Origin of the sequence: Streptomyces sp. NPDC002795 (genome assembly GCF_042888725.1) — a bacterium.
Lineage (GTDB): Bacteria > Actinomycetota > Actinomycetes > Streptomycetales > Streptomycetaceae > Streptomyces.
This window is the reverse complement of the sequence record NZ_JBIAQB010000011.1, coordinates 153,980-166,343: the sequence shown is the minus strand read 5'-3', so window position 1 is coordinate 166,343 and position 12,364 is coordinate 153,980. Positions and strand designations below refer to the sequence as shown.

General features: G+C 70.0%; 10 protein-coding genes. 8 read left to right on the top strand and 2 right to left on the bottom strand.

Annotated features, from left to right (window positions below):
• Nucleotides 1-84: 84 nt before the first annotated feature.
• The 5 genes from rsmA to ACFYWS_RS30610 all read left to right on the top strand — a co-directional run bounded on the left by rsmA (nt 85) and on the right by ACFYWS_RS30610 (nt 6,536).
• Nucleotides 85-951, top strand: coding sequence for a 16S rRNA (adenine(1518)-N(6)/adenine(1519)-N(6))-dimethyltransferase RsmA (rsmA, locus tag ACFYWS_RS30630; protein WP_389281814.1), 867 nt, complete (start codon nt 85-87; stop codon nt 949-951).
• Nucleotides 948-1,820, top strand: a complete 873-nt coding sequence (locus ACFYWS_RS30625; RefSeq protein ID WP_389281813.1) for a 4-(cytidine 5'-diphospho)-2-C-methyl-D-erythritol kinase — start codon at nt 948-950, stop codon at nt 1,818-1,820. Before rsmA ends, ACFYWS_RS30625 begins: the two co-directional genes overlap by 4 nt.
• Before the next feature lie 145 nt (nt 1,821-1,965).
• Entirely contained in the window at nt 1,966-3,789 is a 1,824-nt protein-coding gene (locus ACFYWS_RS30620) for an ABC-F family ATP-binding cassette domain-containing protein (protein WP_389281811.1), read from the top strand.
• 161 nt (nt 3,790-3,950) lie between these two features.
• Nucleotides 3,951-5,579 carry a PQQ-binding-like beta-propeller repeat protein gene (locus ACFYWS_RS30615; protein ID WP_389281809.1) on the top strand — a complete coding sequence of 543 codons (1,629 nt, stop codon included), beginning with the start codon at nt 3,951-3,953 and terminating at the stop codon, nt 5,577-5,579.
• Between the two features lie 249 nt (nt 5,580-5,828).
• A complete protein-coding gene (locus ACFYWS_RS30610) occupies nt 5,829-6,536 on the top strand; it encodes a LuxR C-terminal-related transcriptional regulator (RefSeq protein ID WP_389281808.1) in 708 nt (235 codons plus the stop codon).
• Between the two features lie 233 nt (nt 6,537-6,769).
• Here the strand turns inward: ACFYWS_RS30610 and ACFYWS_RS30605 are convergent, their stop codons facing one another.
• Both ACFYWS_RS30605 and ACFYWS_RS30600 read right to left on the bottom strand, forming a co-directional pair.
• A complete protein-coding gene (locus ACFYWS_RS30605) occupies nt 6,770-7,072 on the bottom strand; it encodes a hypothetical protein (RefSeq protein ID WP_389281807.1) in 303 nt (100 codons plus the stop codon).
• Nucleotides 7,073-7,090: 18 nt separating this feature from the next.
• On the bottom strand, nt 7,091-8,782 hold the full coding sequence (locus ACFYWS_RS30600) for a sodium:solute symporter family protein (RefSeq protein WP_389281806.1): 1,692 nt from the start codon (nt 8,780-8,782) through the stop codon (nt 7,091-7,093).
• Nucleotides 8,783-8,982: 200 nt separating this feature from the next.
• Here ACFYWS_RS30600 and galT point away from each other — a divergent pair, with 200 nt between their 5' ends.
• From galT to galK, 3 genes are read left to right on the top strand one after another with little or no spacing between them, the layout of a single operon-like run.
• Nucleotides 8,983-10,047, top strand: coding sequence for a galactose-1-phosphate uridylyltransferase (galT, locus tag ACFYWS_RS30595; RefSeq protein WP_389281804.1), 1,065 nt, complete (start codon nt 8,983-8,985; stop codon nt 10,045-10,047).
• Nucleotides 10,047-11,021 (top strand): UDP-glucose 4-epimerase GalE, encoded by a 975-nt coding sequence (gene galE, locus ACFYWS_RS30590; RefSeq protein WP_389281803.1) that lies wholly within the window; start codon nt 10,047-10,049, stop codon nt 11,019-11,021. The genes galT and galE overlap by 1 nt, the downstream gene beginning before the upstream one ends.
• 26 nt (nt 11,022-11,047) lie before the next feature.
• Nucleotides 11,048-12,211 carry a galactokinase gene (galK, locus tag ACFYWS_RS30585; protein WP_389281802.1) on the top strand — a complete coding sequence of 388 codons (1,164 nt, stop codon included), beginning with the start codon at nt 11,048-11,050 and terminating at the stop codon, nt 12,209-12,211.
• The last annotated feature ends 153 nt before the right edge of the window (nt 12,212-12,364 follow it).

Genomic DNA, 12,364 nt, shown 5'->3' with positions numbered 1-12,364 from the left:
GGGTTGCGGCCTCGGGGCTCTGCCCCGGACCCCGCGCCTCAAGCGCCGGCGGGGCTTGATCTGTGGCACGGCTACCCTTGAACGGTGAGCACCAGTGACCCCCAGGGCCCCCTCCTCGGCGCCGCGGACATCCGCGAACTCGCCGCGGCGCTGAACGTCCGGCCGACGAAGCAGCGCGGCCAGAACTTCGTGATCGACGCCAACACCGTCCGCCGCATCGTCCGCACCGCGGAAGTGACCGAGGACGACGCCGTCGTAGAGGTGGGACCCGGCCTCGGCTCGCTCACCCTCGCGCTCCTCGACGCGGCCCGCCACGTCACGGCCGTGGAGATCGACGACGTACTGGCCTCGGCGCTGCCCGCCACCATCGCGGCCCGGCTCCCGGCCAAGAAGGACGCCTTCGACCTCGTCAACATCGACGCGATGCAGGTCACCGAGCTCCCCGGCCCGGCCCCCACCGCCCTCGTCGCGAACCTTCCGTACAACGTCGCGGTCCCCGTCCTGCTCCACATGCTGGAGAACTTCCCGACCATCGAGCGGACCCTCGTGATGGTGCAGGCCGAGGTCGCCGACCGGCTCGCCGCCGGGCCCGGCTCCCGCGTCTACGGCGTCCCGTCCGTGAAGGCCAACTGGTACGCCGAGGTCAAGCTCGCCGGCCGGATCGGCCGCAACGTCTTCTGGCCCGCCCCGAACGTCGACTCCGGCCTCGTCTCCCTCGTGCGCCGCACCGAGCCGATCCCCACCACCGCGTCCAGGCAAGAGGTCTTCGCGGTCGTCGACGCCGCCTTCGCCCAGCGCCGCAAGACGCTGCGCGCGGCGCTCGCCGGGTGGGCGGGCTCGGCGCAGGCCGCCGAGGAGGCCCTCGTCGCCGCGGGCGTCTCCCCGCAGGCGCGCGGCGAGGCGCTCACCGTCCACGAGTTCGCCCGCATCGCGGAGGCAAAGCAGCAGTGAGTGCGACCGTACGCGTCCCCGCCAAGGTCAACGTCCAGCTCGCGGTCGGCGGCGCCCGCCCCGACGGCTTCCACGACCTGGCGAACGTCTTCCTGGCCGTGGGCCTCTACGACGAGGTGACGGTGTCGGAGGCGGACTCCTTCGCGCTCACCTGCACGGGCCCGGGGGCCGATCAAGTCCCTCTGGACCGTACGAACCTGGCGGCCCGCGCCGCGTACGCGCTGGCGGCGCGGCACGGCCTCGGTGAGCCCACCGTCCGTATCGACATCGCCAAGGACATCCCGGTCGCCGGCGGCATGGCGGGCGGCTCCGCGGACGCGGCGGGCGCGCTGCTCGCCTGCGACGCGCTCTGGGGCACGAACGCGTCCCGCGAGGAACTCCTCGACATCTGCGCCGAGTTGGGCAGCGACGTGCCGTTCAGCCTGGTCGGCGGTGCGGCGCTCGGTACCGGGCGGGGCGAGAAGCTCGAACTCCTCGACGTGGGGGGCGAGTTCTGGTGGGTGTTCGCGGCCGCGGACGGCGGCCTGTCCACGCCGGCCGTCTACCGCGAGTTCGACCGCCTCAGCCCCGACGCCCCCGACCCCGTCGCGGCGCCCGCCCTCCTGGAGGCGCTGCGCACCGGCGACGTCGAGGCCCTCGCGGCCACGGTCACCAACGACCTCCAGCCCGCCGCGCTCTCCCTCTTCCCGTCACTGAAGGACACCCTCGACGCCGGTACGTCGGCGGGCGCACTGGCCGCGCTGGTCTCCGGCTCGGGCCCGACGACCGCCTTCCTCACGGCGGACGAGCCCTCGGCCCACCGCGTGGCCGCGACCCTGCCACGCGCCCGCGTGGCCTCGTCCCCCGCCCCGGGAGCCACGCTCCTCTGAGCAAATCAAGCCCCTGCGGCGTTTGAGCAGCGGGGTCCGGGGCGGAGCCCCGAGGCGTGGGGAACGGGTGACCGGCACCATCGGCGAGCCGACTACGCTGGAAGACCGGCCCACCCCCGTGGCCCACCCCCCGGAGCGGAGCGAAATGGCAGTCAATCTGGTCAACGTCGAGAACGTCTCGAAGGTCTACGGCACCCGTGCCCTCCTCGACGGCGTCTCCCTCGGCGTACAGGAAGGCGACCGGATCGGCGTCGTGGGACGCAACGGAGACGGCAAGACCACCCTCATCCGGATGCTCGCCAAGCTGGAGGAGACCGACACGGGACGCGTCACCCACAGTGGCGGCCTGCACCTGGGCGTACTCACCCAGCACGACTCCCTCGACCCCGCCGCCACCGTCCGCCACGAGGTCATCGGCGACATGGCCGACCACGAGTGGGCGGGCAGCGCCAAGATCCGCGACGTGCTCACGGGCCTCTTCGGCGGGCTCGACCTGCCCGGCTTCCCGCAGGGCCTGGACACCGTGATCGGCCCGCTCTCCGGCGGCGAGCGACGCCGTATCGCGCTCGCCAAGCTGCTCATCGCCGAGCAGGACCTGATCGTCCTCGACGAGCCCACGAACCACCTCGACGTCGAGGGCATCGCCTGGCTCGCCCAGCACCTGCGGGCCCGCCGCTCCGCCCTCGTCTGCGTCACCCACGACCGCTGGTTCCTCGACCAGGTCTGCACCCGCATGTGGGACGTGCAGAAGGGCGACGTCTACGAGTACGAGGGCGGCTACTCGGACTACGTGTTCGCGCGCGCCGAGCGTGAGCGGATCGCCGCGACCGAGGAGAGCAAGCGGCAGAACCTGATGCGCAAGGAGCTGGCCTGGCTGCGCCGCGGCGCCCCCGCCCGCACCTCCAAGCCGCGCTACCGCATCGAGGCCGCCAACGAGCTGATCGCCGACGTCCCGGAGCCGCGCGACAAGAGCGAGCTGATGAAGTTCGCGAACGCCCGGCTCGGCAAGACCGTCTTCGACCTGGAGGACGTGACCGTCACCGCCGGGCCGAAGATGCTGCTCAAGCACCTCACCTGGCAGCTCGGCCCCGGCGACCGCGTCGGCCTGGTCGGTGTGAACGGCGCGGGCAAGACGTCCCTGCTCCGCGCCCTCGACGAGGCGGCCCGCAGCCAGGGCGATGTGCAGCCCGCCGCGGGGAAGATCGTGGTCGGCAAAACGGTCCGCCTGGCCTACCTCTCCCAGGACGTCACCGAACTCCCCGCCTCGCTGCGCGTCCTGGAGGCCGTCCAGCAGATCCGCGACCGCGTCGACCTCGGCAAGGGCCGCGAGATGACCGCGGGCCAGCTGTGCGAGCAGTTCGGCTTCGCGAAGGACAAGCAGTGGACGCCGGTCGGCGACCTGTCCGGCGGCGAGCGCCGCCGCCTCCAGATCCTCCGTCTCCTCATGGACGAGCCGAACGTCCTGTTCCTCGACGAGCCGACGAACGACCTCGACATCGAGACCCTCACGCAGCTGGAGGACCTGCTCGACGGGTGGCCGGGCTCGATGGTCGTGATCTCCCACGACCGGTTCTTCCTGGAGCGCACCACCGACAACACGTACGCCCTGCTCGGCGACGCCACCCTGCGGATGCTGCCGCGCGGCGTCGAGGAGTACCTGGAGCGCAGGCGGCGGATGGTCGAGGCGGCGTCCCCGGCCCCCGCGGCCGCACCGGCCGTGGCCGAGAAGGCGGGGCCCTCCGCGGCCACTGGATCTTCCAAAGATGTACGCGCCGCGAAGAAGGAACTCCAGAAGGTCGAGCGGCAGATGGAGAAGATCTCCGAGAAGGAGAGCAAGCTGCACACGCAGATCGCCGACAACGCCACCGACTTCGGGAAGGTCGCGAAGCTCGACGCGGAACTGCGTGATCTCGTCGCGCAGCGCGAGGAGTTGGAGCTGCGCTGGATGGAACTCGCCGAAGACGCGTGAGCGCAGGCTGTCGCGGGCCGGTCCTCCCCTGGGTACGGGGACGGATCGGCCCGCTGTCTGTCGGCCGCGGGTGATAGAAAAGGGCCGCCGGGACGAGACGTGCGGTCCGGCCCACGGCGACTGGCCTTGCCGAAACTCAACGTCCCCGAGGTACCCAGGTCATGACCCAGCCACCCCCACCCCGACCGCCGGACGAGCCCCCGTCCCCGCAGGGCGAATTCGGCGCCCCACCGCCGATGCCGCCGTACACCGCCCCCGGCTACGGCACGCTGCGCACACCGCTCCCGCCCGAAGCCAGGGACCGCCTGCGGCAACAGCCGTACGAGCAGCCCCAGTACGGCCATCCGCAGCCGCCCACCCGTAGCAAGGTGCCGCCGATCGCGCTCGTCATCGGCGCCGCGGTCGTGGCCATCGCGCTGATCGTCGGCGGCGGCTTCCTCTACCTCTCGACGTCGGGCGACGACCCCGGCGTGGGCGCCGTCGGCTCCGGTGACGGCAAGGGCGGCGACGGCTTCGGCGGTTCCGGGGCGGAGCAGGCCCCGGCCGACCCGTCGGCGGGCGTCGCGCTGCGGCTGCCCGCGCCGAAGGTGGCGAAGCGGCAGGTGGACAGCGTCCAGGGTTCCTGGCTGACCGACAGGACGTACGCCAAGGCGGGCGTGAACCAGCTCGTCGGGTACGACGCCGCGAGCGGCAGGAAGACCTGGACCCTCCCGCTGTCGGGGCAGACGTGCGCGGGGACGGACACCGTCACCGACGACGCGCTCGCGGCCGTGGTCAGCGAGGCGGGCAAGCGGCCCGGGAACGGCGACCACAAGCCGTGCAGCCAGATCACGGTCTTCGACGTCAACACGGGGCACAAGCTCTGGACGCAGAGCCTGGGCCAGGGCTCGAACCGGCGGATCTTCGAGGAGCTCTCCCTGTCGGGCAACACGCTCGCGGCGGGCGGCGGCCTCGACGGAGGCGCCGCCTTCGACGTCAAGACGGGCAACATCCTGTGGCAGCCCGACACCGGGGAGTGCCAGGACCTCGGCTACCACGGCGGCGCCCAGCTCGTGACGGTCCGCAAATGCGGCGTCTACGGTAAGGACGCGACGTACGACGTCCAGCTCCTGGACCCGGTGACGGGCCAACCCAAGTGGTCCCACAAGCTCGCCCGGGGCCTCGCCGACGTCAAGGTGCTGTCCACCAAGCCGGTCGTCTTCGGCGTGGGAAGAGGCGCCGACGCGGCGGGCACCATCACCGACGTCTTCGCCCTGGACAGCCGCGGAAGGCTCGCGAGCAAGATCTCCATCGACCCCAAGAAGTACGACTTCGCCTGCGAGGTCGGAAAGACCGAGGGCTGCGCGAAGATCACCGTCGGCAATGGGCGGATCTATTTCGCGAGCAGGCCGCAGAAGACCGCCGGCGGCGGCCCGGGCCCGGCCAACGAGATCGTGTCGTACTCCCTGGAGACGGGTAAACGCACGGGCGACCGCGTCGCGGGCGGCGACCACCACGACATCTTCCCGGTGCGCATGGACGGCGGAAACGTCCTGGCGTTCAAGACGGGGGCCGTCGGCAAGGGCAGTCAGATCGTCACGATCGACGCCCGGACCATGAAGCAGTCGACCCTGGTGGAGACACCGGCCACGCCTGCCGTACGGGACATGATCAGCGGTATGGCGCCGGGCCGCTCGAATTCCGAACTCCGCTATTCCAAGGGAAGATTGTTCCTCGGTCAGGCCCTGATCGGCGAGCCCTACGCGGACGGCGGCAAGCGGTACACGGCGATCGGTTTCGGCATCGATTGAAAAAGGTCGCGAAGTCGCCCCGAACGAAGGCTTCTTGGCGCTGACTTTGCGTTCCTGTACCCCCAAACATCCCTCAATGCACTGGATTTCAGCATTGAGGGCCGCTTCTGGCCGGTAGGGGGAGCGCAACCTCGAACAAGCGTGTAGCTTCCGGGGGATGAAGGAGGACGGGGAGTCGGGGGGCTCGCCTGTCCTTGGGGGGCCCGGGGGTTCGCGGGGACACCCGGGGTGGATTGGGGGGTTGGCCCGATGGGAGTGCGGCTGATGGTGGTCGACGACCACCGACTGCTGGCCGAGGCGTTGGCCTCGGCCCTGAAGCTGCGCGGGCACCGGGTGCTCGCGGCTGCCGCACCTGCGGCCGGAGCGGCGGATCTGGTCATCTCGCGGGCGCCGGAGGTCTGCCTGCTGGGCACGGCGACCCCGGCGGAGCCCGGCACCTTCGACCCGGTGATCCGCATCAAACGCGAGCGCCCGCAGGTGGCGGTGGTGGTCCTTGGGCCCGTCCCCTCGCCCAGAGGCATCGCGTCGGCCTTCGCGGCCGGCGCCTCCGGCTACGTACGGCACGACGAGCGCATAGAGGGCGTGGAGCGCGCCCTGATGAAGGCGCGGGCGGGCGAGGCGGCGGTGGCCCCCGCGCTCCTCCAGGGCGCGTTCGGCGAACTGCTCAACCCGGCGGCCCAGCCCGACGACGAGGGCCAGCGCCTCCTCCAGATGCTGACGCCGCGCGAGGTCGAGGTCCTGGTGCGGGTCGCGGACGGCGAGGACACCCGGCTGATCGCGGCGGGCATGGGCATCGCCCCGTCCACGGCCCGTACGCACGTCCAGCGCGTCCTGATGAAGCTGGGCGTCGGCTCACGCCTGGAGGCGGCGGCGCTGGCCGCGCGCACGGGGCTGCTGGACCGGGCGGGGCCGGTGGGCTCGGGGGGCCCGGGGGGCTCGCCGGAGCCGGAGTCCTGAGCTATAGTTGATCTTGCGTTGGTCGCCGCAACTCGCGGTGAACGACCGTGCGTTGGTGGTCCAAGGAAAGACGCCCCGCTTCCTGCGGGGAAATGCAGGTGCAAGGCCTGCCCAGCGCTCCAGCAGGGCCCATTCCGCTCAGGCGGAATGGGCCCTTTGCGTTGCGGGAGCGAGAGGACTGTGACGTCGGACTACGGAAATCTCGTAGTCCGACGTCACAGTCCCGTCAGGTGTTACTTGGACGGGGGTGCCAACTCCTCAGCCGTGGGCGGCTGCGTGGGGCGGAGCTTCATCCAGATCAGGAAGAACAGGCCGAGGAGCAGCATCCCGATGCCGGTCCACAGGTTGATGTTGATGTCCTGGGCCTTCTTGAGGTCGGCGTCGGACGCCGTGAGGCCGGCGATCGTGACGATCACGCCGTACACCACGAAGAGGCCGCCGATGATGCGTCGCACGTCGAAGAGGCGGGCCGCCGTCGCCGACTTGGCCTCCAGTTCCTTCACTTCCTCGACGTGCTGGTTCATTTCGTCGCTCATGTCGTGTTACCTCGGACCTCAGAAGGAGAACGGGATGTAGCAGATGACGGCGAGGACGATCGCTCCCCAGCCCAGCAGGGCCGGCTTGCGGTACCAGGCGTCGTCACCCTCGGCCGGCGGCTCCTCCATGCCCGGCGACTTCGTGCCGTACACGAGACCGGCCAGTTCCTCGGCGGACTTGGACTTGGTGCAGAGCGTGACCACGAACATCACCACCGCGCCGACCACGAACGCGACGATCGAGGAGACGAAGTTGGCGCCCTGGTCCGAGGGGATCTCGATGACGCCCTGCTTGTAGAACCAGAAGTAGTTCACCATCGCCGCGACGGTGCCGGACAGCAGACCCCAGAAGCCGGCCGCGGGCGTCGTCCGCTTCCAGAACATGCCGATGATGAAGACCACGAACAGCGGGACGTTGAAGAACGAGAACAGCGTCTGCAGGTAGTTCATGATGTTGCTGAAGCTGCCCGCGATGAACGCGGTGCCCATGCCGATCACCACGCCGACGGCGGTGACGACGCGGCCGGTCTGCAGGTAGTGCCGGTCGCTCCGGCCCTTCTTGATGTACGCGCCCCAGATGTCGTTGGTGAACACCGTGTTGAAGGACGAGACGTTGGCCGCCATGCCCGCCATGAAGGCGGCGAGCAGGCCCGTCACCGCGATGCCGAGGACACCGTTGGGCAGCAGGTCGCGCATGAGGACCGGGATGGCGTCGTTGTACTGCAGGCCGGAGCCGTCCTTGCCGACCTTGCCGATGGACGGCTCCATGACCAGGGCGATCAGGCCGGGGATCACGACGACCATCGGGATGAGGATCTTCGGGAACGCGGCGATCAGCGGGGTGCGCTTGGCGGCGGAGAGGTTCTTCGCGGACAGCGCGCGCTGCACCTCGGCGAAGTTCGTCGTCCAGTAGCCGAAGCTCATCACGAAGCCGAGGCCGAGCACGATGGTCAGCCAGTTGGCGCCGAGCGGGTTGGCGTCGCCGATACCCGTGCCCTGCCAGGCCGTCATGAACGAATCACCGTGCGAGTTGGACAGGGAGTCCGATATGCCGTCCCAGCCGCCTACACGCTTGAGGCCGACGATGGTCAGCGGGATGAGCGCGGCGAGGATGACGAAGAACTGCAGGACCTCGTTGTAGATCGCCGAGGAGAGCCCGCCGATCGTGATGTACGCGAGGACGAAGAGGCCCGCGATGACGATCGCCACCCACTGCGGCCAGCCGAGCAGCGCCTTCAGGACCAGGGCCATCGCGTACAGGTTGACGCCCGCGATCAGCACCGACGAGACGGCGAAGATGATCGAGGAGAGCAGGTGGGAGGACGGGCCGAAGCGGTGGAGGAGGAACTCGGGGACCGAGCGCACCTTCGACGAGTAGTAGAAGGGCATCATCACCAGGCCGAGGAAGACCATGGCGGGGATGGCGCCGATCCAGTACCAGTGCACGGTGTAGAGGCCGTACTGCGCCCCGTTCGCCGCCATGCCGAGGAGCTCGGTGGCGCCCAGGTTCGCGGCGACGAACGCGAGACCGGTGACCCAGGCGGGCAGGGAGCGCCCGGACAGGAAGAAGTCCAGGCTGGTCTTCACGGAGCGGCGGGCGGCGAAGCCGATGCCCAGCACCACGACGAAGTAGATCGCCATGATCGTGTAGTCGAGGCCGTTGGTGGGCAGCCGGAGCCCCTCGGCCAGGGTAGTTGTGGGGGACAGCATGGAGGTATCTCGCTTCGTTGCGCGAACTGAAACAGTCCGGAACCTACGCCTCCGGCTTCAATAAGTGAACAGTTCGCATGACGTTCTTTGTTGGATTGTGATCGGGGTCGCGGCTCCCGGCTCTTTCCCTTGACCTTGCTGTTGGCTTATGCTTTGTTGTGTTTGGTTCTGTTTGTTTTGTGTGGTGAGGAGCACCGGACGTGAAGAAGACGTCGACCCGGCTCGCCGACGGTCGTGAGCTCATCTATTACGACTCGCGCGACGACGTCGTCCGGGACGCGGCCGACCGCCGCCCCCTCGACCCCACCGTCACGACGTCGGAGGTCCGCCGCGACCCCCTGCTCGGCGACTCGGTGGCGATCGCCTCGCACCGCCAGGGCCGCACGTACCACCCGCCGGCCGACGAGTGCCCGCTGTGCCCCTCCGAGGGCGAGCGGCTGAGCGAGATCCCCGACTCCTCGTACGACGTGGTGGTCTTCGAGAACCGCTTCCCCTCGCTCGCGGGGGACGCGGGCCGGTGTGAAGTGGTGTGCTTCACGTCCGATCACGACAAGTCCTTCGCCGATCTGACCGAGGAGCAGGCGGGGCTCGTCCTCGACGCGTGGACGGACCGCACCGCCGAGCTCTCCCACCTCGACTCCGTCGAGCAGGTCTTCTGCTTCGAGAACCGCGGCGCCGAGATCGGCGTCACCCTCGGCCACCCGCACGGCCAGATCTACGGCTACCCCTTCACCACCCCGCGCACCGCCCTCATGCTGCGCTCCGCCGCCGAGCACAAGGAGCAGACGGGCGGCCGCAACCTCTTCGCCGACGTGGTGGAGAAGGAGATCGAGGACGGTTCGCGGGTCGTCCTCGACGGCGAGCACTGGGTGGCCTTCGTGCCCTACGCCGCCCACTGGCCGTACGAGGTGCACCTCTATCCCAAGCGTCAGGTCCCGGACCTGCTCGCGCTCGACGACGACGCACGCACAGAGTTCCCCAAGATTTATCTGGAACTCTTGAGGCGCTTCGACCGGATCTTCGGCGCGGACCAGCCGGTGACGCCGTACATCGCGGCCTGGCACCAGGCCCCGTTCGGCTCGCTGGACGAGTTCGAGGGCGTCAACCGCGATGATTTCGCGCTGCACCTCGAGCTTTTCACCGTCCGACGCACTTCCGGCAAGCTGAAGTTTCTCGCGGGTTCCGAGTCCGGCATGAGCGTGTTCATCAACGACGTGCCGCCGGAGACCGCGGCCGAGCGACTGCGAGAGGTAGCGAGCAAGTAATGGGTAAGGCCGATTCCAAGAAGTACCTGGTCACTGGTGGTGCGGGCTACGTCGGCAGCGTCGTCGCGCAGCACCTGATCGAGGCGGGCCACGAGGTCACCGTCCTCGACAACCTCTCCACCGGCTTCCGTGAGGGCGTGCCCTCGGGCGCCGCCTTCGTCGAGGGCGACATCCGCGACGCCGGCAAGTGGCTCGACTCCTCCTACGACGCCGTGCTGCACTTCGCCGCGTTCTCGCAGGTCGGCGAGTCCGTCGTGAAGCCCGAGAAGTACTGGGACAACAACGTCGGCGGGACGATGGCGCTGCTCGCCGCGATGCGCGCCGCGGACGTCCGCAAGCTGGTCTTCTCCTCGACCGCGGCCACGTACGGCGAGCCGGTCAATACCCCGATCACCGAGTCGGACCCGACCGCCCCCACCTCCCCGTACGGCGCCTCGAAGCTCGCGGTCGACCACATGATCACGGGGGAGGCGGCCGCACACGGACTGGCTGCAGTATCCCTTCGGTACTTCAACGTCGCGGGCGCGTACGGCAGTTGCGGTGAGCGGCACGACCCCGAGTCGCACCTCATCCCGCTCGTCCTCCAGGTCGCCCAGGGCGGACGCGAGGCGATCAACGTCTTCGGCGACGACTACCCGACGCCCGACGGCACCTGCGTCCGCGACTACATCCACGTCGCGGACCTCGCCGAGGCGCACCTCCTCGCCGTCGACGCCGCACAGCCCGCCGAGCACCTCATCTGCAACCTCGGCAACGGCAACGGCTTCTCCGTCCGCGAGGTCATCGAGACCGTCCGCCGGGTCACCGGGCACCCGATCCCCGAGGTCGTCGCCCCGCGCCGCGGCGGCGACCCGGCCGTCCTCGTCGCCTCCGCCGACACCGCGCGCGAGCGCCTCGGCTGGAACCCGTCCCGCGCGGACCTCGCGGGCATCGTCGCCGACGCCTGGGAGTTCGCCCAGGCACGCCAGCAGTAACCAGCAGCAGGGGTAGGTAGTAACTGATGTCCGTCGCCGCGCAGTTCAAGGACCTGTACGGGTACGAGCCCGCCGGAGTGTGGGCGGCCCCCGGCCGCGTCAACCTCATCGGTGAGTACACCGACTTCAACGAGGGCTTCGTCATGCCGCTCGCGCTGCCGCACACCGCGGTCGCCGCGGTGGCCCGGCGCGAGGACGGCGTGCTGCGCCTGCACTCCGCCGACATCGACGCCCCGGTCGTGGAGCTGCGCGTCGACGACCTTGCCCCGCTCAGCAAGTACGGCCAGGGCGGCTGGGCCGCGTACCCGGCGGGCGTCGTCTGGGCGCTGCGCGACGCGGGCCACGCGGTCGCCGGCGCGGACATCCACCTCGCCTCCACGGTCCCGACCGGCGCGGGCCTCTCGTCGTCGGCCGCCCTTGAGGTCGTCACGGCGTACGCGATGAACGACCTGTACGAACTCGGGCTCACCGGCGCGGAGTTGGCGGTGCTCGCGCAGCGCGCCGAGAACGCCTTCGTCGGCGTGCCGTGCGGCGTCATGGACCAGATGGCCTCGTCCTGCGCCACCGAGGGGCACGCCCTGCACCTCGACTGCCGCGACCTGTCGATCCGCCAGATCCCCTTCGACCTGGCAGCCCACGGCCTCGAACTCCTCGTCGTCGACACCCGCGTCAAGCACGAACTGGGCGACGGCGCGTACGCGGAGCGGCGCGCGGGCTGCGAGGAGGGCGCGCGCGTCCTCGGAGTGACGCACCTGCGCGATGTCTCCTACGCCGAACTGGGCAGCTCCATCGCGGAGTTGGAGCTGGCCGGGGTCGACGAGAAGGTCGTCCGCTACGTCCGCCACATCGTCACCGACGACCACCGTGTCGAGCGCGTCATCGAGCTGCTCGACTCCGGCGACGTACGCGCCATCGGCCCGGTCCTCGTCCAGGGCCACGTCTCGCTCCGCGACGACCTGCGCATCTCCTGCCCGGAACTCGACCTGGTCGTCGGTACGGCGATGACCTCCGGAGCGCTCGGGGCGCGGATGACGGGCGGCGGCTTCGGCGGCTCGGCGGTCGTCCTGGTCGAGTCGGACGGCGGCGACACCGTCACGAAGGCGATCACCACCGCCTTCGCCGAGGCCGGCTTCACGGCACCACGGGTGTTCCCGGCGGTCCCTTCGGCGGGGGCGCGCCGCCAGGCCTGAGACCCCTGAGGCTCACCCCAACCGCTTCGTCAGCGTGAACTCCTTGATTCCGGGCGGGTAGTCGGGGATCACGGACACGACCTCGTACCCCTGCAAGCGATAGAAGCCCGGGGCCTGGCTGTGTTTTATGGTGCGCTCCGCGCACGGGCCCAG